A 22539-nucleotide genomic window follows, 5' to 3' on the forward strand; every position below is an offset into this window, starting at 1 on the left:
CCGGGCAGATCTCGCAGATCGATCACATTCGCACGTGACGCTCGTCACGTCCGTGCGGGAGGGAACACCGTGAGCCGGCTGCGAGTCCTCCCTCAGGCAGCGCGGGGCGACAGCGCCCGGAACAGCTTACCGCTGTTCGTCAGGGCACGCTGCAGATCGAGGCGGCGTCCGCCTCGGAGCCCTCCGCGTCCTCCGCGTCGCCGGCCGCCCCCGCCGCGGGCGCAGCCCACAGTGAGACGTCCTGGGTCGCGCCCATCGCATCCGTGGGCAGTGCCCCGGCAGCCTCTGCCTCCTCGGCCGCCTGCTCCGATTCCGCGACCGTGTCGGCCACCAGCTGCCGGACCTCGGCGAAGTCCGGGTGGGTCGGGTTCACCTCGGGCGGCGTGAGGTCCACCGAGGTCGTCCCCGCGGTGCGCGTCTTGAGTGCCAGGTCCACGAAGCGGTCCACCTGGACCTGCGGGATGTCCGTCGACACGACGTCCGGGGCCGCCTTCGCGATGTCTTGGAAGCGCAGCAGGAGGGTCGAGGGATCGAGCTGCTGGACCATCGCGTCCTGCACGCAGCGCTGTCGGACCATCCGCTCGTAGTCGGAGGAGAACTCGCGCGAGCGTGCGAACCAGAGCGCGTGGTAGCCGTCGAAGTGATGCTCGCCGGGCTCGATCCACTCCTTCACGGGCCCGTGCTCACCCGTCGCGGGGTCGACCTCGGAGGAGATGGGCACGCGCTTCTCCGACACGACGGAGATGCCGCCCATCGCATCGATGAGGCTCTCGAAGCCCTCGAGGTCGATCATCGCGTGGTACTGCACGTCGAGGCCCGTCACACCGCCGACGGCCTCCTTCATCGCCTCGACCCCGGGGGTCACGTCGTCCGGATACTCGTCCGCGTGCTCCTCCCCCTGCTGGTAGACGGCGTTCAGGAGGCACTCGTCGCCGCAGTCGAAGCCGTTCGGGTGCACGGCCGCCAGCGGGCTGTCCTCGGTGAAGGGCACGTTCTGCATGTTGCGGGGCAGGCCGATCATGACGGCGCCGCCGGTCTTCGCATCGACGCTCACCAGGGTGATGCTGTCCGGACGGATCCCCTCACGGCCCTTCCCCGCGTCGGATCCCAGGAGCAGGATGTTGAACCGGCCGTCCGCGGGCCGCTCACCCAGACCGCCGGCGAACAGGTCGGACATGAGCTCCCGCTGGCTGTTCATCATGTACGTGCCGTAGGCGGTGCCGCCCGTGACGACCAGGACGGCGACCGTCGCCGCCGCCAGGAACCGCTTCCGGGCCCTGGGACTGAGCGTGTGTAGCCTGACCCTGCGCACGGTGCCCAGGAGGCACAGGATCCAGTTCACGCCCGCGATGACCAGCAGGGCGAGCAGGAACGTGAGGAGGAAGGGGTTCGTCGCGAGGGTGAACGCGAACTGGCGCCTGATGAGCACCACGATGAGCGCGACCGCGACGAGCAGCCACGTGAGCAGTGTGATGACCAGTGGGATCCGGGACCCGCGCACGCGGAAGAACGACTGGACGCTGCCGGGCATGAGGATCGTCGCTGCGAGCAGCACCCACCCCCGCACGTCACGACGCGGGGCGTCGAGGTGGCGGGGCTCGCGGACTGGATCCGCGTACTGCAGTGAGCGCTTCTCGGTCACAGGGGGGCCTCGGGGTGTAGCGAACGGCGAACAGCACCACAATGCACGATCAGAGGGCGGTTCTCACGGAACCCGCCCCGGCAGGTCGGTGAGAGATCGCTGGATGTCCTGTCTCGGCCATGTCCGGTCCCGGTCGTGTCTGGGCGCACGGACTCAGGCCGTACAGACGTCGCGGGCGCTCACACGGAGTCCACCCACGCGCGCAGACGGGTGAGCCCCTCCGTGATGTCGTCGAGCCCGATCCCGGAGTACGCGAGCCTGATGTACTCCCGGTCCTCGCCCGGCTGCCGCCTTCCGAAGTGCTCGCGCGTGCAGAAGGAGACCCCTGTGCTGCGCAGCGCCTGCTCCGCGAACTCGCTGACGCTCGTCAGGCCCATCCGACGGACGGCATCCGTGACGTCGGGGAAGACGTAGAACGTGGACTGCGGGACCTCCACGCTCATCCCCGGGATCGTGTTGACGAGGTCGCACACGGCGTCGCGCCGCGCCCGGAACTCCTCCAGCATGCGGCGCACCGGCTCCTGCGTGCCGGTGAGGGCGGCGATCCCGGCCCACTGGACGAAGTGCGTCGTGCAGGACTCGTCATTCGTGTTGAGGGTGGAGATCACATGCGCGACCGCGCGCGGCGCCACGGCGCAGCCCAGCCGCGACCCCGTCATCGCGAACTTCTTGCTGAACGTGTAGAGGATGACCGTCCGCTCCGCCATCCCCGGCAGTGCGGCGATCGAGCGGGATGCGCCTTCGTAGCGCATCTCGAAGTACGCCTCGTCGGACAGCACCCACAGATCGTGCTCCTGTGCGATCTGCGCGACCGCCTCGCGCTCCGCGTCCGTCGACTCCGCGGAGATCGGGTTCTGCAGGTCGTTGTAGATGAGCGCAGTCGTCCGCGGCGTGATGAGGGAGCGCAGGTGGTCGAGGTCGATCGCGAAGCCGTCCGCCGTGGGGACGTACCGGTACGGCAGCGGGACGCCGCCGAGGTACTCGATCTGTGATTCGTAGATCGGGAAGCCGGGGTTCGGGTACAGCACCCCCTCCCCCGGGTCCATGACGGTCTGGAGGAACTTCGTGATGACCGGCTTGCCGCCCGTCGTCACGACGACCTCGTCCGCGGAGATCGTCATGCCCCGTCGGCTTCCGATGTCGTCGGCCAGCGCCTCCCGCAGCTCCGGGATGCCGGGGCCCGGGCAGTAGCCGGTCTTCCCGTCCGCGATCGCGGCGTTCATCGCCTCGACGATGTGCGGGGCGGTGGGGAGGTCGATGTCGCCCAGGTGGAACGGGAAGACGCGGTTGCCGCGCGCCTTCCACTCCCCGGCGGCCTGTGCGACGGCGAAGGCCGTCTCCGTCCCCAGTCCGTCGATGCGGCGTGCGATCTTCATGGCGGGCTCCTCGCGTGGCGGGCTCTGATGTCTCCAGTCTCCCGCTTCTCACCGTGCCCGTCACTCCCCGCAGCGCCCCGGCATCTGTCCTAGGCTCGTCCCATGACGAACGCCTCGCCCCGCGCCGACCTCGTGATGGAGGGCGGCGGTGTGAAGGGCATGGCGTTCATCGGCGCACTCGACGTCCTGGCGCGGGCGCAGTACCGCTTCCCGCGCATCGCCGGCACATCGGCCGGCGCGATCATGGGCTCCCTGGTCGCCGCACTCCAGCATGCGGGCGAGCCGCTCACACGGCTGTCCGACATCGCCGCGACGCTCGATCTGCCGCGCGTCACCGATTCCAGCGCGGTGGGTCGGGCGCTCGGGCCGCTCCACGGCATCGCCGACGCGGTGTCGCTGCTCGCCACCGGGGGCCTGCACGAGGGGAAGTACCTCCGCGACTGGCTCACGGGAGTGCTGGGCGACCTGGGGGTCGCGACCTTCGGAGACCTCCGCCGGACGGATCCGGGCTCCGCGCTGCCGCCGGAGCGCGAGTACGCGCTCGTGGTGGTCGTGAGCGATCTGTCGGATCAGCGCATGAGCCTGCTCCCGTGGGACTACGGGCACTACGGACTCGATCCGGACGAGCAGTCGGTCGCCGACGCAGTGGGGGCCTCCGCAGCCGTCCCGTACGTCTTCCGACCCGTCCGCCTGAAGACGCGGCCGGAGGGGTCCGCGAGCCTGGTAGACGGCGGGCTCCTGTCCAACTATCCGATCACCGTCTTCGACCACGAGGACCGCGCGGACGCGCGCTGGCCCACGATCGGGATCCGCCTCTCCGCCCGTGAGCACGACCCGGCGGTCCACGCTCCGGTCGGGAACCTGCTCCAGGCGACGAGCGCGCTCGTGGAGACGGCGGTGCACGGGATCGACCGCAGGCACATCGATGATCCCGACGCCATCGAGCGGACGATGTTCGTCGACACATCCGGCCTGTCGGCCCTGGACTTCGACCAGTCGCCGGCGCAGATCGCCCGGCTCGTCGAAGCGGGTCGCACGGCCGCGACGAAGCACCTCGCAGGCTTGGCTCCGGACGATGACGGCGCGGGTAGGCCCCCTCCGCACTGACGGAACCCACCCGCGCCGTTCGCGCACCGGCCGTTCGCTCAGGCGAGCAGCTTGCGTCCCATGACGAGCCGCTGCACCTGGTTCGTGCCCTCATAGATCTGCGTGATCTTCGCATCGCGCATCATGCGCTCGACCGGGTGATCGGCCACGTACCCGGCACCGCCCAGCAGCTGCACGGCATCCGTCGTGATCTCCATCGCCGCATCGGACGCATACGCCTTCGCCGCCGCACCGAAGTAACCCAGATCCGCATCCTCCCGCTCACTCTTCGCCGCAGCGACATACGTGAGCTGACGGGCCGCCTCGAGCTTCATGCCCATGTCCGCAACCATGAACTGGATGCCCTGGAAGTCAGCGATGGCCTTGCCGAACTGCTTGCGCTCCTTGATGTATCCCATCGCGTAGTCGAGCGCTCCCTGGGCGATGCCCACCGCCTGCGCCGCGATCGTCACCCGCGTGTGGTCGAGGGTCCGCAGAGCGATCTTCAGCCCCTCGCCCTCCGCCCCGACGATCCGATCAGCGGGCAGGTGGACATTGTCGAAGATCAGCTCACGCGTGGGACTGCCCTTGATGCCGAGCTTCCGCTCCTTCTCACTGAACGTGAAGCCCTCATCGCCCTTCTCCACGACGAACGCAGTGATGTTGCGTCCCCGCGCACCGTCCGGATCCGTGACCGCCATGACCGTGTAGAAGTCGGACACACCCGCATTCGTGATCCACGTCTTCACACCGTTCAGCGTCCAGCCGTCGCCATCGCGCACCGCGCGCGTCTTCATGGACGCCGTGTCGGAGCCCGCCTCGCGCTCGGACAGCCCGTAGGAGAATCCGCGCCCCTCCGCCAGCTGCGAGAGGTACTTCTCCTTGACCTCCTCGCCGCCGCCCAGCTGCACGGGCATCGAGCCCAGCTTGTTCACGGCGGGGATCAGCGACGAGGACGCGCAGCCGCGCGCCACCTCCTCGATCACGATCGCCGTGGCCAGCGCGTCCGCACCCACACCGCCGTACTGCTCCGGCACGTGCGGAGCGAAGAAGTCGGTCGCCAGCAGCGCGTCGTGCGCCTCCTGCGGATAGCGGGCATCAGCGTCCACCTCTGCAGCGTGCGGGGTGATCTTCCCCTCGACGACTTCGCGGACGGCGGCACGCAGCTCGTCGTGCTCCTCAGTGGGACGGAAGAGATCGAATGTCATGCTCGTACTCCTTCTGGTGCGGGTCCTTGCGTTCGGGCCCGACGATCGGACGGTCAGTGCGCGACGATGCCCGGGCGGACGCCGTCGCAGGGGTTTGGTCTCAGTGGTGCGCGTCGCCTTCGGCAGCGACGCGCTTCGACAGTGCACGGCCCTTGGCCATCGCCTTCTCCCGCAGGGCCAAGCGGTGGTCATCCAGCGCGCTGCGCAGATCGGTGCTGCCCTGCGCCTCGTCTCCCGCAGCGCCGCTCGCCAGGATCCTCACCGCGAGCAGGCCCGCGTTCGCGGCCCCTCCCACGGAGACGGTCGCGACGGGGACACCGGCCGGCATCTGCACGATCGACAGCAGCGAATCCATGCCGTCGAGGTACGTGAGCGGGACGGGGACACCGATGACCGGCAGGGAGGTCAGTGACGCGAGCATGCCGGGCAGGTGCGCAGCGCCGCCGGCGCCCGCGATGATCACCTCGAGGCCGCGGTCGGCGGCCGTGCGGCCCCACTCGACCATGTCCTCGGGCATCCGGTGCGCGGATACGACCTCGGCGGTGAAGGGGATGCCGAACTCCCGCAGTGCATCGGCTGCCGCTGACATCGTCGGCCAGTCGGAGTCCGAGCCCATGACGATGCCGACCCGGGACCGGTCATCGGGTCCGGCAGAGGCCGCCCCCGCCGCCGAGGCGGTCGCCGCCGATGCCTCCGACGTCGCCCCCGCTGCTGGGGAGGCCGCTGCCGCCGGTGCGTCCGTCTCCGTTCCGCGCGCCGCGGACGTGGCGATCCCCGCGCCGGCCGCGTTCGCGGCGTCGCCGAAATCGGGGTGGGGGTTCGTGTCCACGCCGGCGATGAAGTCCGCGGCGTGGCGAGCGCGGGCGAGCAGGTGCTCCGGCGCATCCGCTCCGGACAGGTTCACGTGTCCGAGCTTCCGTCCGGGACGCACGCCCTTGCCGTACATGTGCACCTTGACCGCGGGATCGTGCGCGAGCACGTGGAGGTATGAGTGGTAGAGGTCGTCGCGGTCCGAGCCCAGCACGTTCACCATCGCGGTGAGCGGCGCGATCGCCGACGGATCGCCCAGCGGCAGGTCGAGGACCGCGCGCAGGTGCTGCTCGAACTGACTCGTGATCGAGCCGTCCTGGGTCCAGTGGCCCGTGTTGTGGGGACGCATCGCGAGTTCGTTCACGAGGTACCCGCCGTCGACCTCGAACATCTCCATGGCCATGACGCCGGTGACGCCCAGGCGTGTGGCCAGCGCGATGACGTCGCCCTGGATGCGGGCGGACAGCTCTCTGGACAGATCGGGGGCCGGTGCGAGCGCCTCCTTGCACACCCCGTCCTGCTGGTGCGTCGCGACGACGGGCCACACGGCGGTCTGCCCGGAGGGCGACCGACCGACCATGACCGCGAGCTCACGGGTGAAGGCGACCTTCTCCTCCGCCAGCAGCGTGCCGGGGGCCTCCGCGAACCAGTCGGCGGCCTCGGCGGGATCGTGGATGACCCGCACACCGTGGCCGTCGTAGCCGCCGCGCGGAGTCTTGAGGATGAGCGGCAGGCCCAGGTCCCGGGATGCGGCCTCGAGCTCGTCGACGGAGCCCACCTCCGCCCAGCGGGGATTGGGCAGACCCAGCTCATCGATCTTCGCTCGCATGACCAGCTTGTCCTGCGCGTGGATGAGCGCGTCGGGGCCCGGATGCACACTGTGGCCGGCCGCCTCGAGCGCCCGCAGGTGCTCCGGCGGCACGTGCTCGTGGTCGAAGGTGAGGACGTCGACGGTGTCCGCGAACGCCTTGAGGGTGTCCCAATCGCGGTAGTCGCCCACCGTGACGTATGCGGACACCTGCGCGGCGGACGCGCCGTCGGCCTCACTGAGGACATGGAAGGAGACGCCGAGCGCCTCTGCTGCGGGCGCCATCATCCTGGCGAGCTGTCCGCCGCCCACGACGCCGATCTTGGGGAAAGTCACGGGAGACAGTCTATGCGCGCTGTGCGGCGGCGTCCTCATCCGCCGATAGTCTTGCGCACATGGGACTGCTGAAGGAGCTCCGCCGGGTGGGGAAGTTCTCCATCATCGGAGGCATCGCCTTCATCGTCGACATCGGTCTGTTCAACCTGCTGAGGCTCGAACCTGCGGGGATGGGGCCCATGTGGGCGAAGGTCCTCTCCGTCACCGCCGCGACGACCGTGTCGTGGATCGGCTCCCGCTACTGGACGTTCCGCGACGGGAAGTCGAACACTCCCGTCAAGGAGGCGGTGGGCTTCTTCGCCGTCAACGCGGTGGGCCTGCTCATCGCAGTGGGCTGCCTCTGGTTCTCGCACTACGTCCTGGGCCTCACCTCGACGTTCGCGGACAACATCTCCGGCAACGTCGTCGGCGTGCTGATCGGCAACGTGTTCCGCTACCTCATGTACCGCCACGTGATCTACCGCCCTGAGCCGGGCGCAGAGCCCACGCCCCGCAGAGCGGTCGTCGAATTCGAAGACTCGGCACCCTCCGGGGGCCACGCCGGCTAGCGAGCCGGACCGGCGAGACTCTGCTGGCCGGACGACTCAGTCGGGCGGACTCCACCCGGCACCCGGCTAGCTTCAGCCGTTCAGCAGGAGCAGCGGGATCTCGAGCTCATCGGCTGTCACGCCGCCGTGGTGCCCCAGCAGCGACAGCGCGGCCGGGGAGTCGTTCTCCGAATCCACGATCCCGAATCCCGGCTCGCCGATGACGACGAGGTCACCGATCCGCGGCAGGTTCCGATCGCGGACGGGACCGAACAGTCCGGCTCCCACGGCCTCGGCGCGGGCGAGGACGGTGCCCCGCTCCCCCACCAGGGCCCGGAACGCAGCGAGCGCGTCCGCGGTCGCGCCCTCCCGGGCATAGAGGTGCGTCGCACGCGGCTCTCCCCCCACTGCGCGGAGCAGGTCCCGGTGCGCAGGGTGCTCCGCGAGGTCGAGGCGCGTCTCATGGGGGACGTCGATCATCCCGTGGTCAGCCGTCACCGCCATGACGGCGTCGTGCGGCAGCGCCGCCGCGAGCCTGCGCAGGCTGCCGTCCACGCGCTCGAGCTCCTCGAGCCACTCCCACGAGTCGACCCCGTGGACGTGGCCGTTCTTGTCGAGGGCGCCCCAGTACAGGTAGACGATCCGCTGCCCGGGCGCCCGCAGCTCCTCCAGGGCGTGGTCGACCCGCTCGTCGAGCGTCCGCGATCCGCGGAACCGGGCCCCGCGCATCGAGCCGCGGTTGAGCCCGCGGCCGTCGAACTTCGGCTCACCCAGGTTGACGGCATCGATCCCCCCGGCGATGAGCCGGTCGAACAGCGTGTCGTCCGGCACCCAGAGGCGGCCGTCGACGTGGTCGGATCCGGTGAGCTGGTTGAACACCTCATCGCGTTCGGGGTCCAGCAGCGTGTAGCCCATGACGCCGTGCGCGCCCGGCAGCATGCCGGTCGCAAGCGAGGACAGGGAATTCGCCGTGGTCGACGGGAAGCCGGCGCTCAGCAGCGTCTCGTCCGGCAGCAGGGACCGCAGGAACGGGGTGTGCGCCGCCCGGCGGCGCAGCAGCCGCGAGCCCAGTCCGTCGATCAGGACGACGACGGCCGTCCTGGCCGACGCGTCCGGGGCGATCCGCTGGGCCCGGGCGACGGCCTCGGGCGCGAGGATGTGCTCCGCACCCACGGCGAGCGCCGCAGCGGGGAGCACGTCGGACAGCAGCGGTCCCGCATAGTCAGGGGTGGGGATCGTCAGCGGTGCGGCCATCGACTGCTCAGCCCCTGTCGCGGGTCGCGCGGAATGAGGCCCTGCGGAGTTCGACGGCGAACGCCTCTGCGCGCGCCACCGCCTCCGGGCCCTCCGCCTGGGCGGAGACGCGCAGCGTGAGGTCCTCGGACAGCAGGCTGCCGCCGTAGCCGTGGTCCGCGTCGCACTGCGGATCCGTGCACGCCTCCGGGAAGGTGTCGATCCGGGTGGTCGAGCCCCAGCCGAGTGTCAGCGACACCTCGACGGGCGGCTGACCCGGCTCGAACTGCGCGGGCCGCTCGTACGTCCGTCCGATGAGGACGGTGCGGATGTCGACCAGCTCGATCGCCTCCGACGACGTCATCGCGCGCGGCGGCTGGCCCAGCGGGCGCGGTGCGGGATCGTCGTCCACGTGCGCGATGAGCAGGCGGGTGGGCGTGATCGCGAACGCCGTCACGTGCCGGTGGATCGAGTCGAGGTCCACATGCGTGTCGATGTGAACGAAGTGCGAACGGATCTCCTCGTCGAACAGGCTCTCGACGAGCATGGTCCCGGCGAGCTGCGGGTAGTACCCGGCCGCCTGGAGATCGGAGATGAGTTCATGCGGAATTGCCATGCGCCCAGCATATGCGCCACTCATCCCGCATATGCTTCCCGTATGACGAGCTACCCCGCCCACTGGGAGGCCGACGTCGTCCTCCGCGACGGAGGCACGGCCCACCTGCGCCCCATCGTCCCGTCCGATTCCGAGTCCCTGCAGAAGATGCACCGGGCGCAGTCGCCCGAATCCGTGTACCTGCGCTTCTTCGCCCCCATGCCGCAGATCCCCACGAAGGATCTGGACCGGTTCGTCACCGTCGACCATCGCACGCGCGTCGCCTTCGTGCTGGTCGTGGGCGACGAGGTGATCGGTGTGGGCCGCTTCGACCGGATCGATGCGGAGTCGGCGGAGGTCGCCTTCAACATCGCGGACGCGCACCAGGGGCGCGGGATCGGCTCGATCCTGCTCGAGCACCTCGCCGTCGCCGCCCGCGAAGTCGGGATCACCGTCTTCACCGCCGAGGTCCTGCCCCAGAACCGCCCGATGCTGCAGGTGTTCGCCGCCGCCGGATACGACGTGTCGCGCGAGTTCGAGGACGGCGTCGTCGCCGTGCGCTTCGAGATCGACCCGACGGATCGTGCGATGCAGGTCATCGCGGCCCGCGAGCACCGTGCGGAGGCGCTGAGCGTCCGCTCCGTCCTCCACCCGGCCTCCGTCGTCGTGATCGGCGCGTCCCGGAAGCGCCACTCCACCGGTAACCTGCTGGTCCGCAACCTCACGTCGGCGGGGTTCCAGGGGCAGCTCACGGTGGTCCACCCGGAGGCGGAGTCGATCGCCGGCGTGCAGACCGTCCGCAGCCTCGACGAGCTGACGGAGCCGGCCGACCTCGCCGTCATCGCCGTGCCGGCCGTGTCCGTCAGCGGGGTCGTCCGCGACTGCGCCGCGCACGGGGTCAAAGCGGTCGTCGTCATCTCCTCCGGCTTCGCGGAGGCCGGAGAAGAGGGCACGGCACTCCAGCGCGAGGTCGTCGCCACGGCCCGCTCCCACGGCATGCGGGTCGTGGGCCCCAACAGCTTCGGGATCGCGAACACCGCGCCCGACGTCGCGCTCAACTCGTCCCTGGCCCCCTTCCTCCCGGAGCCGGGCAGCCTGGGCCTGTTCAGCCAGTCCGGTGCTCTGGGCACCGCGCTGCTGGCCCGCGCCACCCGGCTGGGACTCGGCATGTCGACGTTCGTGTCCGCCGGCAACCGTGCGGACCTGTCCGGCAACGACCTCCTCCAGTACTGGGAGGAGGACCCCGCGACGAAGGCGGTGGGCCTCTACCTGGAGTCGATCGGCAATCCGCGCAAGTTCTCGCGCATCGCCCGTCGCGTGAGCCGGGTGAAGCCCGTGGTCGTCGTGAAGTCCGACCTCACGGGCCAGGAGCTGCCGCCGGGCCACCAGGTCCGCCTCTCCGGACTCGCGGAGCGGGCGGGCGGAGCACTGGACGAGATCCTCGCGCAGGCCGGGATCATCCGCGCCGACTCCATCCGCCAGCTCTTCGACATCACCCAGGTCCTCACCGCCCAGCGCCTGCCCACGGGACGCAGGGTCGGGATCATCGGCAACTCCGCGGCCATGGGGACGCTGCTCGTCCAGGCTGCCCGCGCCGAGGGCCTCGTGGTCGACTGCGACCCCGTCTCCCTCCACCCGGAGGTCCGCGCGGACGAATTCTCAGAGGCGCTCGCGGGGATGTACTCCCGCGACGACGTGGACTCCGTCATCGTGAGCTTCACCCCGTCCGCCGGGGCATCGGATCAGGAGATCGCGGAGGTCCTCTCCGAGCAGGCCGCCCAGGCGGCGCAGACGACCGTCGCCTGCTTCTCCGGCGTCCAGGGCGTGCGCGAAGAGCTCACCGCCTTCGTTCCGGGGGACGAAGGCACCCCGGAGCGCCGCACCGTGCCCAGCTACTTCGGTCCGGAGGACGCCGTCATCGCGCTCGCCCGCACCACCGACTACGCGATGTGGCGCGGTGAGGACCACGGCCACTACCCGGAGCTCGACGGGATCGACCGCCGTGCGGCGCGCTCCGTCATCGACTCCGCGCTCGACGAGGTCGACGGCGAGGGGACCGTGGTGCTCACGCCGTCCCGCACCCGCGAGCTGGCGAAGGCGTACGGCATCTCCGTCCTCCCCCACGTCACGACGTCGTCCGTCGACGAGGCGCTCGCTGCGGCCGACGAGCTGGGCTACCCCGTGGCGCTCAAGGCCGTCCATACCCGTCTGCGCCACCGGATGGAGCTGGGCGGAGTCCGCCTCAACATCGAGACGGCGGAAGAGCTGCGGGACGACTACGAGCAGGTCCGCGGGGTCATCGATTCCTTCACCCAGGAGGGCCCCTACGACATCGATGTCCAGCGCATGGCCCCGCCCGGCACCGCGTGCGTGGTGCGCGGCGGCGAGGATCCCCTGCTGGGCCCCGTGGTGTCGTTCTCCCTGTCCGGGGACACGACGGAGCTGGTGGGCGACATCGCGCACCGCGTCGCGCCCCTCACGGACGTCGACGCGTCCCAGATGCTCCGGTCCGTGAAGGCGGCACCGCGCCTGTTCGGCTACAAGGGCCTGCCCGTCATGAACGTGGAGCCGATCGAGGATCTGCTGCTGCGGATCTCCCAGCTGGTCGATGACTTCCCCGCCATCGCCGACATCGCCGTCCACCCGGTCGTCGCCACGCAGACGGAATCGCACGTGCTGAGCATCCGCGTCGTCCTGCGGTCCGCGGTCGACCGGATCGACTCCGCGCGCCGCCGACTCGCCTGACCGGAGAGCCTGCGGGCGGACCATCGACTGCCCCTCTCCACCCGAGGCCTCCTGTCCCCACATGGCTGGCTGTCCCCACGTGCCCGTCTGTACCTACCAACTTTCATCAGACCGCACACCTTCGTTCATGTGCGGTCTGATGAAAGTTGGTAGGTGGGGGGATGTTCAGGGATGGGAAGGGGTGGGGATGGCCGGGGATGGGACGGGTGGGGGTGACGCAGGACGGGTCCGATGGGGTTCGCTTCCAGCCGCCGTGCGAGGACGCTCCTGTCCCACGACGGGACCTTAGGCTTGCCTCAGCACACTTCATTAGCGTACGTTTGTGTGACGGATAGAGATGCAGGTGAGCCTTCCCTCCGGGTGGCCGCTCCCCCGCAGGAGCCCGCACCTCTCGCACCGCTCGAGGAGGACCGATGAGCACGCTCGCGATGGACCCGACGATGACGGGGACCGACCGCCCGCTGGCTCCGGTCGCGCCTCGCCCCGTGTTCCGCAGCGACCACGCCCCGCAGCGCGAGAACACCCGGAACGCCACGTTCCGCTTCGACACCAGCCCCCGCGTGCTCACCGTCGTCACGTCCCTGCGCCTGTCCGGCGCACTCATGCGCGTCCGCTTCCGCGCCGATGACGACTTCGCTGAGTTCCCGAGCATCAGTCCGGACGACCATCTCAAGCTCTTCTTCGACGTGGACGAGCACGGCGAACCGGTTCTGCCGACCGTCGCGGACGGCCGCTTCTCGCTCCGGGGGCTCACCCACCGCGACTTCACCATCCGGTGGTTCGACTCCGTGAGCCGGACTGTCGACATCGACTTCGTCCTCCACACGCACGGCGTCGCCGGCCACTGGGCCGCTGCCGCGCAGCCCGGCGATCGACTGGCCTCGATGGGTCCCCGCGGCACGTACCTCGTGAAGGACACCTTCGACTGGTACGTGCTCGCCGCAGACGACACCGCACTGCCCGCCCTGGCGCGCTGGGCGGAGTCGCTGCCGGAGGGCACCGCCGCCACCGCCTACGTCGAGGTCGACTCCACCGCAGCGCAGATCGACCTGCCCACACGGGCGGACCTCACGGTCCACTGGCTGCACCGCGGCGACGCGGACCCGGGCACCACCACCCTGCTGGCCGACGCGGTGATGGAGCACGACTTCACGAATCCCAACGGCTACGTCTGGGCCGCCGGTGAGGCGATGTCCATCAAGTCGCTGCGCTGCTTCCTCACCTTCCGCACCCTCCTCACGCGCGACAACTGGACGGTCGACGGGTACTGGCGACGCGGCGTGGCCGCGTTCGACCGCACTCTGCGGGGACGCGCCTGCCCGCAGTGCGAGGCACCCACCTCCTGACGCTCCCCCTGCTCGAAGCGGGGGATCCCCGCGCCGCGACCGGCGGCTTTCCCCACTGCCCCGCACGGCTGCCGTTCGTAGGCTCGAAGGCATGTCCCTCCTGTCCGGCCTCCTCCCCGCGGGTCACGCTCTCGCCGTCCTCCTCGCCCTGACGGGCGCCGTGCTACTCGCATTGGGCACGCACGCCCAACACGCAGCGGTGACCCGATCCGAGCTGGCAAGATCCAAGGCGGCCAAACCCGAGGCGGCCAAACCCGAGGCGGCCAGACCCGAGGAGGGCCGGTCGGGTGCTGCCGGATCCGGGCACCCGGCAGGCATGCGCCGCCTCCTCCGCACACCGCTGTGGCTGCTGGGCGGCGCACTGATCGTGCTGGAGACCGTCTCCAACGTGATCGCCCTGGGGCTGGCACCCATCGCACTCATCCAGCCGCTCGGCACCGCGTCGCTCGCCCTCGCGGTGCTCCTGGGTGCCCGTGCGTCGCACAGTCCCCTCACGCGCGAGGCCGTGTTCGCCGTCCTGCTGACAGCCGGTTCCGTCGCCGCATTCGTGAGCATCTCCGCTCAGCACGTGGAGCACTCCCCCGCCTCCCCGGACGCGGCGGGGGTGCTCGCGGCGCTGCTGATCGCAGGGTCGTTCGCCGGCGTGCTCCTCGCCCGCAGCAGAGCAGGCCATCTGGCCCGCGTCGCAGCGGCGGGCATCCTGTTCGGCTGCGTGGCATCGGGCGCGCACGTCGCGGCCGCACGATTCCTCGCAGGGGAAGGTCTCCCCCTCCCCGTCTGGATCGTCATCGCGGCACTGGCCCCGGCCTCGGCGGTGGGCGTCTGGCTTGTCCAGACCGCGTACGCGAGCGGCTCCGCCGCGACCGTCCTCGCAGGCCTCACCGTCATCGACCCGATCGCCGCGGTCACCGTGGGGACCGTCGTCCTCGGCGAGTACGGGACCCTGCCGGCGTCGTCCCTCGCGCTCCTGGCGGTGAGCGCGGCCGGCGCCCTGTGGGGAGTCCGGCTGCTGGTCGGTCACCGCCACGGCACGCTCCAGGCGCCCAGATCCCCGGCTGTGTCCGCATCTGCCGATACCATGGGGGACGCTCACCGAGAAGGAGTCCCACTACACCCATGACGACCGGCACGGCAGGACATATCTCAGACGTCGACGTCTCCCAGGAGATGGAGACGTCGTTCCTCGAGTACGCGTATTCAGTCATCTATGCGCGTGCCCTGCCGGATGCCCGCGACGGGCTCAAACCGGTGCAGCGACGCATCGTGTACCAGATGGGTGAGATGGGCCTGCGCCCCGACCGCGGCCATGTGAAGTCCTCCCGCATCATCGGCGACGTGATGGGCAAGCTCCACCCGCACGGCGATTCCGCGATCTACGACGCGCTGGTGCGCCTGGCGCAGAGCTTCAACCTCCGCCTGCCGCTGGTCGACGGCCACGGGAACTTCGGCAGCCTGGACGACGGCCCCGCCGCACCGCGGTACACGGAGGCACGGCTGGCGCCCGCCGCCATGGGGATGATCGCCGGGCTCGGCGAAGACGTCGTGGACTTCGTCCCCAACTACGACAACACGCTCACCCAGCCGTCCGTCCTGCCGTCGGCGTTCCCCAACCTACTCATCAACGGCGCCTCCGGCATCGCGGTGGGGATGGCGACCAATATGGCACCCCACAACCCCGGTGAGGTCATCGCCGCCGCACAGCACCTGATCCGCCATCCCGATGCCACGCTGGATGAGCTCATGCGCTTCATCCCCGGCCCGGATCTTCCGTCGGGCGGACGCATCATCGGTCTGGACGGAGTCCGGGAAGCGTATGAGACCGGACGCGGCACGTTCCGCACCCGGGCCACCGTCTCCTTCGAGAATCTCACGCCGCGCCGGCGCGGGATCATCGTGACAGAGCTGCCGTACCAGGTGGGTCCGGAGAAGATCATCGAGCGGGTCAAGGACCAGGTGCAGGCCAAGCGCCTGTCCGGCGTCGCCTCGATCGACGACTTCTCCGACCGGAAGCACGGGATGCGACTGGTCATCGGGGTCAAGACCGGGTTCGACCCCAAGGCGGTCCTCGAGGAGCTCTACCGGCTCACGCCCATGGAGGACAGCTTCGGCATCAACAACGTATGCCTGGTCGACGGTCAGCCGCGCACGCTGGGACTGCTCGAACTGCTGCAGGTCTACGTCGACCACCGGATCGACGTCATCCGCAGGCGCACGCAGTTCCGCCTGGGGAAGGCGAAGGACCGCCTCCACCTGGTCGAGGGCATGCTCATCGCCATCGTCGACATCGACGAAGTCATCCAGCTCATCCGCTCCTCCGAAGATGCAGGAACCGCGCGGACGCGCCTCATGGAGGTCTTCGACCTCTCAGAGATCCAGGCGACGTACATCCTGGACCTCCAGCTGCGCCGCCTCACGAAGTTCTCACGTCTCGAGCTCGAGGCGGAGCGGGACGAACTGCAGAAGCTCATCGAATACCTGGAGCACCTGCTGGCCGATGAGGCTGCACTCCGCGAACTCGTCGCGACGGAGCTGGGTGAGACCGCGGACCAGATCGCGGATCCTCGTCGCACCGTGCTGGTCGAAGGCTCCCTCAAGGAACTGTCTGCGAAGGGACGCAAGTCGCAGCAGCCGCTCACGATGTCGGACGATCCCTGCTGGGTGCTGCTGTCCAGCTCCGGCAGGGCTGCGCGGACGACGGACCGCTCGCCGCTGTCCGGCGAGGGGCGCCGAGCGTCCCACGACGCGATCGTCTCGCAGCTGCCCACGACGGCGCTGGGCCAGCTGGCGGCTCTCACCGACACGGGACGGCTCGTCGCACTCGAGGTCGTCCACCTCCCCCACCTGCCCCCGCAGGCCACCCGGCCCGCGCTGGCGGGCGGCACACCGGTGAAGGACCTCGTGGAGCTCGAGAAGGGCGAGAAGGTCATCGCACTCGTCGATCCGGCCCAGGACCTGGTCCTGGGCACTCGGAACGGCATCGTGAAACGGGCCGCCGGCCAGGGCGCTCCGTCAGGACGCGGTGAATGGGAGGCGATCAGCCTCAAGGGCAAGGACCTCGTCGTCGGTGCCGCGCAGGCTCCGGCGGGAACCGACCTGGAGTCGTACGACGCGGCCTTCCTCACGTCCAACGCGCAGCTGCTCCACTTCCCCGTGTCGGTGCTGCGGGCGCAGGGCTGGGCGGCAGGCGGGGTCGCGGGCGTCCGCCTCACCGATGAGGCTCGCGTCATCGCGTTCTCGCTGGTGGATCCGCAGGCGGAGAACCGCGTCGTCACCATCGCGCGGGGAGAGAACTTCTACGGGGACCCCGTGTCCTCGATCAAGGTCTCCGACTTCACGGAGTTCCCCGGCAAGGGACGCGCCACGGGCGGAGTCCGTGCGCACCGCTTCCTCACCGGCGAATCCGAACTCGCGCTGGGCTTCGTCGGGCCGTCACCGCAGGCGGCGTCCTCCGGCGGCGGGGCGCGCTCCCTCCCGGACTCCCTGGCACGGCGCGACGCCTCCGGTGTGCCGCTCGACTCGAAGATCGACGCGATCGGCACACTGCCCTATGCCTCCGCAGGCGACGACGCGGCAGCGACGGCGGGCGGAGACGCAGGACCCGCCGCAGACGCAGGCGCTGGAGATCCTAACGGCCAGGGCACGGAGGCAGGATTCTCTGTCGCCGGCATGGCATCCGGCACCCTGCCCGGCATGGAGTCGGCGGGTGACGGAGTCACGACCGCCGACGCCGAACGCGAAGCGCGGCGGGAAGAGATCGCTCGCGCCGCGGCGAAGGATGTCGACGACGCTGTCATCGTCTCCCATGACGATGACGAGGGCGATGACGACGGCGAGGCGAGCGCCCTGTTCTGACGTCTGGTGGCCGGAGGAGGCCGCCGAGCGTCAGGCGCAGCGTCCTCACGCTGACCAGCCGTCCTGTCAGACGATGTCCTCCGCATTGATCGTCGACTCGGACAGCCGGTGCATCTCCACGACTCCGACCTCGCCCAGCCCCTGCAGGTTGAGGTCGCGCCGGCCGGTGAACTCGAAGGCGTCGTCCCGCTCGATGATGCGCGCGGTGTCCGCGTCCGTCACCACGGTGTTCGGGTCGGCCACTGCGGTGAGGCGTGCGGCGAGGTTCACGGTCGTGCCGAAGATGTCGCCCATGCGGGACAGGACCCGCCCCCAGGAGAAGCCCACGCGGCACCGGGGCAGCGATTCGTCCGCCTTGACCTGCTCGAGCAGCGTCATCGCGATCTCCGCACCCGCCAGCGGCGTCTCCGCGGCGAAGAACACTTCGTCGCCGACCGTCTTGATGACCTTCCCGCCGCCCGCGGCCACGATGTTGTACGCGAGGAATTGGAACTTCTTCACCAGTCTGCTGAGCTCGCGGGAGTCCAGCTGCTGCGACAGCCGCGTGTAGGAGACGAGGTCGATGAAGCCGATCCCCCGGGCCAACGGCATGGTGGGGTCCTGGCCGCGCGACGCGCCGCCGATCTCCAGACCCTCCTCGACGTTCACGTTGAGGCGTCCCAGTGCGCCGGCGAGGTTGCGCCGCCAGGCGTAGACCATGAGGTCCTGCAGCGGATCGATGAGGTCCTCGAACACATCGAGTGCCGTCAGCCGCGCCTTGCTGTCGCTCAGGCCCTTCTCCTCGATGAGGAACTCGACCACCGCCTCCATCTGCCAGACGACCAGTCTGTCGGTCATCTGGCCGATGGCCCGGGACAGCTGGAGAGCCGTCTCCTCGTCGACGAGCTCACCCGAGACGAGATCGGCGAGCCGACGCAGCGGCGCCGCGTCGCTCACCGTGAAGGCCGCTTCCCCCTCAGGGATGCGGGGCTGGCCCAGCGACCGCCACAGCTTGCGGGCGGACAGCGTTGACACCTCTGCCAGCTGTGCGACCTCCTTGCGGGTGAGGACGCGCTTCCCGCCGATCAGCACCTCCTCGAGGTGCTGCGCCGCACTGCGGAGCTCGTAGATCGTGTCCTCCGTGGCCTCGGCCTCGCGCTGCGACGCCGATTCCAGGTCGATGGTCGACAGGGCACCGGTGCGCGGATCGTCCGCCAGGCGGCGGGAGAAGGACCCGTGGTCGTCGGAGCGGTCCTCTCCGGAGTCCGGGTCGAGTTCGTCGGGATCCGCGGGGGCCTCCGCCTCAGGGTCGTACTCCGAGACGGGCTCCATCGCTGGGTCACTGCCGTCCGTCGGCTCATCGACGAGGGGCAGCGACGCGACCCGCGGCGCGTCCTGCCCGGCATCCTGCGAGGCCGCGTCGGCTGCGCCCTCCGCCGACGGATCGGACGATCCCGACGTGTCGGACGATGCTGCAGAGTCGGGTGGCCCCGGGGCGTGGGACGACGCTGAGGACTCAGCCCCGCCGGCTGCCTCTGCGGGCTCGACTGCAGGAGCGACCGTGGGCATCGCCCGCGTAGGGGTGTCCTCCGCGTCGGCAGAGCGCTCCGCACCGCCCGGCATCCAGGCTGCGGGGTCTGCCGCGTCGGCCCAGCGGACTGAGCCCGTCCAGGTGGCGGGCGCGTCCGTCATCGCCGGTCGTGTCCATCTCCGGGTGGGGCGGTGCTGATCTGCGCGGTCGTCGTCCGCGCTCATGCAGGCCTCACGTGGACGACATCGCCGGCGGCCACACGGACGGTCGCGTCCTCAGCGGCACCGTCCGGACGGACCAGGAGGTTCGCGTGCGCGTCCAGGTCGACGGCGGTCCCGACCAGCTGGTCGCCGCCCGGAAGGTGGACGCGGACGGCCGATCCCAGTGTGACCATGGCGGCACGGGCCTCGGCCGCGGTCGCACCCTCCGCGAAGGCGGATCCTTCGTCCAGCACAGCGGTGGCGGTCCGACGGAGGTGCGCCACCAGAGAACCCAGCAGCGCATCACGATCCGTCCGGCCCCCTTCGAGCAGGACGGAGGTCGCGGCACCGTCCGGCACGCCGCCGGCGCGCAGATCATCCGCCGTCAGGCCGACGTTCACGCCCGCTCCGATGACGACGCTCGTGCGACCGCCGTGCACGACCATGCGCGCGAGGATCCCGCAGATCTTCCGGCCGTCGACCAGCACGTCGTTCGGCCACTTCAGCTGGGCTGCGACGCCCGCTTCGGCCAGCGCCGCCCGGACGGCGACACCGGTGACGACGGGCAGCCAGCCCAGTGCGTCGGCGGGAGTGTCGGACGGGACGCGGACCGGCACGGAGAACGTGAGCGCACGGCCGGGCGGGACGGTCCAGACGCGGTCCAGGCGGCCTCGGCCGGCGGTCTGGTGATCGGTGCCCACGACTGCGAAATCGGGCAGGTCCGCGCCTGCTTCCAACAGCTCCACGAGGCGGTCGTTCGTCGATGCCGTCGCGGTCGTCCACTCATGGATGACAGGGTTTCGCAGGTTCGGCTCCTCATACAGGTTCGATGGCGCACCACGGTCACCCTCTGAGGGATCGTGAGGGTCCGCGGACGTAGCGCGTATCGGCCCGTCGCTGTGCACCACATCACCCTATGACCTTTGGCGGCTCCTTACAACGAGCGCGCGCGGGCACTGCGGTGATCGTCAGCGGGCGTGCAGTCGCCGTAGGGTGTGGCCCATGAGCCAGACCACGGAACCGCAGTCCGCCAACAGCAGCGTCCCCCGCACGACGGCCGACCGCATCGCCGCGTTCGAGGAGCGGCGCACCGCCGCCCACACCGGCAGCGAGCGCGCAGTCGGGAACCAGCGGAAGAAGGGCAAGCAGACCGCACGCGAACGCATCGACCAGCTGCTGGACGAGGGCTCGTTCCAGGAGGTCGACGAATTCGTCCGCCACCACAACACCCACTTCGGGATGATGAAGAACCGTCCTGACGGCGACGGCGTGGTCTGCGGACTCGGCACCATCGAAGGGCGCACCGTCGCGGTCTTCGCGCACGACTTCACGGTGCTGGGCGGGTCACTCGCAGAGGCGAACGGCCGCAAGATCGTCAAGGTCCAGAAGCTCGCGCTCAAGCTGGGCTGCCCGATCGTCGGCATCAACGACTCCGGCGGCGCGCGCATCCAGGAGGGCGTCGGCTCGATCGCGCTCTTCGCGGAGATCTTCCGCCTCAACGTCGCGTCGTCCGGCGTGATCCCGCAGATCTCGCTGATCATGGGGCCGTCAGCAGGCGGCGCGGTGTACTCCCCCGCACTCACGGACGTGACGATCATGGTCGACGGGACGTCGCACATGTACATCACGGGCCCGGACGTCATCAAGACGGTCACCGGCGAGAACGTGGGGCACGAGGAGCTGGGCGGCGGTCGGACGAACAACACCGTCACCGGCAACGCGCACTACCTCGCCGCGGACGAACCGGATGCGATCGACTACGTGCGCGATCTGCTCTCCTACCTGCCGCAGAACAGCCTCGACCCCGTCCCCCGCTACGACGAGCCCGCAGACCTCGATGAGTCCGACGAGGATCGTGCGCTCGACGTGCTCGTGCCGGATTCGCCGTCGCAGCCGTACGACATCCTGAGCGTGGTCGAGACGGTGCTCGATCCGGAGACACTCCTGCAGGTGTCGGAGCTGTTCGCTCCGAACGTCGTCACGGCGTTCGGCCGGGTGGAGGGCCGCAGCGTCGGGATCATCGCGAACCAGCCGATGCAGCTGGCGGGCACTCTCGACATCGACGCGTCGGAGAAGGCGGCGCGCTTCGTGCGCCTGTGCGACGCGTTCAACATCCCGATCCTCACGTTCGTCGACGTGCCCGGGTTCCTGCCGGGCACCGACCAGGAGTACGGCGGGATCATCCGCCGCGGTGCGAAGCTCATCTACGCCTACGGGGAGGCGACCGTCCCGCTGGTCACGCTCATCACCCGGAAGGCGTACGGCGGCGCGTACTGCGTCATGGGCTCGAAGCAGCTGGGTGCGGATATCAACCTCGCGTGGCCGTCGGCGCAGATCGCCGTGATGGGCGCGCAGGGTGCGGCGAACATCGTCTACCGGCGCGATCTGGCCGCGGTCGATGAGGCCGGCGGCGACGTCGACGCCCGCCGTGCGGAGCTCATCCAGGAGTACGAGGACGAGCTGCTCAATCCGTACCTCGCCGCCGAGGAGGGATACATCGACGCCGTGATCCGCCCGTCGGAGACCCGCGCGCGCATCGTCCGCTCACTGCGCGCCCTGGAGAACAAGCACGTCGAGCAGCCTGCCCGCAAGCACGGGAACATCCCCCTGTGAGCCCGGCGGACGCACACGGCCGTGAGCTGCTGACCGAGGAGTCGGAGCGCGCCCTGGCGCGTCAGGCCGCCGTCGCCGCTCTCACCGCGGTGGGACGGATGCGGGCCGACGCCGAGGCGGAGGCCGACTCCGGCGGTGGCGCTGGTTCGAGGGCTGGTTCGGGGGCTGGTTCGGGGGCGGCGGCTGGTCCCGGGGCGGACCTCGGCGCCGGTGCCGGTTCAGGTCCAGCAGCCGGGTCAGGTCCAGCAGCCGGCTCGGGCTTCGCGAGCACGCCGGGCGTCACCGGTGCCGGCGGCTCCGGCGGCGTCAGCGGAATGGGCCCGTCGAGCGGCCGCGCCGACGGCGGCCGGACCGGTCGCCGAGTGGGCTTCGCCTCCCCGGAGCGCGCGGTGCGGCGGCGGATGCGCGGAGGCTGGGCCGCTCGCGGCTGAGAGACCTCTGATCCGAGGGACCACTCCGGCGATGAGCTGTGGCCGATTCCGGCGAGTGCGCAACACCTGCACACCTCGCAGAGGCGGTTTCAGTGGGTCATCGCAACAGGTGGTCTGAGAGTACTTCGTAGGGAGTCGCGAATTCCAGACGCCGACGTGGTCGGCGGTTCATCTGATCGGCGACGTGGTCGAGATCGATCTGGCTGTGGACGCTGAGATCA

General features: G+C 70.2%; 16 protein-coding genes. 8 read left to right on the forward strand and 8 right to left on the reverse strand.

Features of this window, described 5'->3' with window-relative positions; translation table 11 throughout:
• Nucleotides 1-139 precede the first annotated feature (139 nt).
• Nucleotides 140-1642 (reverse strand): LCP family protein, encoded by a 1503-nt coding sequence (locus BSP109_RS17910; protein ID WP_101600501.1) that lies wholly within the window; start codon nt 1640-1642, stop codon nt 140-142.
• 179 nt (nt 1643-1821) lie between these two features.
• Entirely contained in the window at nt 1822-3018 is a 1197-nt protein-coding gene (locus BSP109_RS10570; protein WP_101600503.1) for a pyridoxal phosphate-dependent aminotransferase, read from the reverse strand.
• Nucleotides 3019-3120: 102 nt separating this feature from the next.
• Here BSP109_RS10570 and BSP109_RS10575 point away from each other — a divergent pair, with 102 nt between their 5' ends.
• Nucleotides 3121-4125 carry a patatin-like phospholipase family protein gene (locus tag BSP109_RS10575; protein ID WP_101600505.1) on the forward strand — a complete coding sequence of 335 codons (1005 nt, stop codon included), beginning with the start codon at nt 3121-3123 and terminating at the stop codon, nt 4123-4125.
• A 38-nt stretch (nt 4126-4163) separates the two neighbouring features.
• On the opposite strand, the gene BSP109_RS10580 is transcribed toward BSP109_RS10575, so the two are convergent.
• The gene (locus BSP109_RS10580) at nt 4164-5312 is read right to left on the reverse strand and encodes an acyl-CoA dehydrogenase family protein (protein WP_087009276.1); all 1149 of its coding nucleotides are present in this window, start codon (nt 5310-5312) and stop codon (nt 4164-4166) included.
• A 100-nt stretch (nt 5313-5412) separates the two neighbouring features.
• Entirely contained in the window at nt 5413-7266 is a 1854-nt protein-coding gene (locus BSP109_RS17915) for a 5-(carboxyamino)imidazole ribonucleotide synthase (protein ID WP_101600506.1), read from the reverse strand.
• A gap of 59 nt (nt 7267-7325) precedes the next feature.
• Between BSP109_RS17915 and BSP109_RS10590 the strand changes: the two genes are divergently transcribed.
• On the forward strand, nt 7326-7814 hold the full coding sequence (locus BSP109_RS10590; protein WP_101600508.1) for a GtrA family protein: 489 nt from the start codon (nt 7326-7328) through the stop codon (nt 7812-7814).
• Nucleotides 7815-7886: 72 nt separating this feature from the next.
• Here the strand turns inward: BSP109_RS10590 and BSP109_RS10595 are convergent, their stop codons facing one another.
• Both BSP109_RS10595 and BSP109_RS10600 read right to left on the reverse strand, forming a co-directional pair.
• Complete coding sequence (locus tag BSP109_RS10595) at nt 7887-9047, reverse strand: alkaline phosphatase family protein (protein WP_101600509.1); 1161 nt, start codon at nt 9045-9047, stop codon at nt 7887-7889.
• A 7-nt stretch (nt 9048-9054) separates the two neighbouring features.
• On the reverse strand, nt 9055-9642 hold the full coding sequence (locus tag BSP109_RS10600; protein ID WP_087009270.1) for a DUF5998 family protein: 588 nt from the start codon (nt 9640-9642) through the stop codon (nt 9055-9057).
• 42 nt (nt 9643-9684) lie between these two features.
• On the opposite strand from BSP109_RS10600, the gene BSP109_RS10605 reads away from it, so the two are divergent.
• The 4 genes from BSP109_RS10605 to BSP109_RS10620 all read left to right on the forward strand — a co-directional run bounded on the left by BSP109_RS10605 (nt 9685) and on the right by BSP109_RS10620 (nt 17564).
• A complete protein-coding gene (locus tag BSP109_RS10605; RefSeq protein WP_101600511.1) occupies nt 9685-12366 on the forward strand; it encodes a GNAT family N-acetyltransferase in 2682 nt (893 codons plus the stop codon).
• A 413-nt stretch (nt 12367-12779) separates the two neighbouring features.
• The gene (locus BSP109_RS10610; RefSeq protein WP_101600512.1) at nt 12780-13712 is read left to right on the forward strand and encodes a siderophore-interacting protein; all 933 of its coding nucleotides are present in this window, start codon (nt 12780-12782) and stop codon (nt 13710-13712) included.
• Between the two features lie 91 nt (nt 13713-13803).
• Complete coding sequence (locus BSP109_RS10615) at nt 13804-14832, forward strand: hypothetical protein (RefSeq protein WP_101600514.1); 1029 nt, start codon at nt 13804-13806, stop codon at nt 14830-14832.
• Nucleotides 14829-17564, forward strand: coding sequence for a DNA topoisomerase (ATP-hydrolyzing) subunit A (locus tag BSP109_RS10620; RefSeq protein WP_087009428.1), 2736 nt, complete (start codon nt 14829-14831; stop codon nt 17562-17564). Before BSP109_RS10615 ends, BSP109_RS10620 begins: the two co-directional genes overlap by 4 nt.
• Nucleotides 17565-17630: 66 nt before the next feature.
• On the opposite strand, the gene BSP109_RS10625 is transcribed toward BSP109_RS10620, so the two are convergent.
• The gene (locus BSP109_RS10625; RefSeq protein WP_257944655.1) at nt 17631-19298 is read right to left on the reverse strand and encodes an adenylate/guanylate cyclase domain-containing protein; all 1668 of its coding nucleotides are present in this window, start codon (nt 19296-19298) and stop codon (nt 17631-17633) included.
• On the reverse strand, nt 19295-20182 hold the full coding sequence (locus BSP109_RS10630) for a biotin--[acetyl-CoA-carboxylase] ligase (protein ID WP_087009426.1): 888 nt from the start codon (nt 20180-20182) through the stop codon (nt 19295-19297). The genes BSP109_RS10625 and BSP109_RS10630 overlap by 4 nt, the downstream gene beginning before the upstream one ends.
• Before the next feature lie 94 nt (nt 20183-20276).
• Between BSP109_RS10630 and BSP109_RS10635 the strand changes: the two genes are divergently transcribed.
• Nucleotides 20277-21887 (forward strand): acyl-CoA carboxylase subunit beta, encoded by a 1611-nt coding sequence (locus BSP109_RS10635; protein WP_101600515.1) that lies wholly within the window; start codon nt 20277-20279, stop codon nt 21885-21887.
• Nucleotides 21884-22318 (forward strand): hypothetical protein, encoded by a 435-nt coding sequence (locus tag BSP109_RS10640; RefSeq protein ID WP_101600517.1) that lies wholly within the window; start codon nt 21884-21886, stop codon nt 22316-22318. Before BSP109_RS10635 ends, BSP109_RS10640 begins: the two co-directional genes overlap by 4 nt.
• Nucleotides 22319-22539 lie beyond the last annotated feature (221 nt).

This window comes from Brevibacterium sp. Mu109 (genome assembly GCF_900169375.1).
Lineage (GTDB): Bacteria > Actinomycetota > Actinomycetes > Actinomycetales > Brevibacteriaceae > Brevibacterium > Brevibacterium yomogidense_A.

What these genes read in the sequence shown, in the direction of transcription:
- BSP109_RS10620 (WP_087009428.1), top strand. Translation starts at nt 14,829, where the DNA reads ATGACGACCGGCACGGCAGGACATATCTCAGACGTCGACGTCTCCCAG.
- BSP109_RS10605 (WP_101600511.1), top strand. Translation starts at nt 9,685, where the DNA reads ATGACGAGCTACCCCGCCCACTGGGAGGCCGACGTCGTCCTCCGCGAC.
- BSP109_RS10610 (WP_101600512.1), top strand. Translation starts at nt 12,780, where the DNA reads ATGAGCACGCTCGCGATGGACCCGACGATGACGGGGACCGACCGCCCG.
- BSP109_RS10590 (WP_101600508.1), top strand. Translation starts at nt 7,326, where the DNA reads ATGGGACTGCTGAAGGAGCTCCGCCGGGTGGGGAAGTTCTCCATCATC.
- BSP109_RS10625 (WP_257944655.1), bottom strand. Translation starts at nt 19,298, where the DNA reads ATGAGCGCGGACGACGACCGCGCAGATCAGCACCGCCCCACCCGGAGA.
- BSP109_RS10595 (WP_101600509.1), bottom strand. Translation starts at nt 9,047, where the DNA reads ATGGCCGCACCGCTGACGATCCCCACCCCTGACTATGCGGGACCGCTG.
- BSP109_RS10600 (WP_087009270.1), bottom strand. Translation starts at nt 9,642, where the DNA reads ATGGCAATTCCGCATGAACTCATCTCCGATCTCCAGGCGGCCGGGTAC.
- BSP109_RS10575 (WP_101600505.1), top strand. Translation starts at nt 3,121, where the DNA reads ATGACGAACGCCTCGCCCCGCGCCGACCTCGTGATGGAGGGCGGCGGT.
- BSP109_RS10580 (WP_087009276.1), bottom strand. Translation starts at nt 5,312, where the DNA reads ATGACATTCGATCTCTTCCGTCCCACTGAGGAGCACGACGAGCTGCGT.
- BSP109_RS10635 (WP_101600515.1), top strand. Translation starts at nt 20,277, where the DNA reads ATGAGCCAGACCACGGAACCGCAGTCCGCCAACAGCAGCGTCCCCCGC.
- BSP109_RS10570 (WP_101600503.1), bottom strand. Translation starts at nt 3,018, where the DNA reads ATGAAGATCGCACGCCGCATCGACGGACTGGGGACGGAGACGGCCTTC.
- BSP109_RS10615 (WP_101600514.1), top strand. Translation starts at nt 13,804, where the DNA reads ATGTCCCTCCTGTCCGGCCTCCTCCCCGCGGGTCACGCTCTCGCCGTC.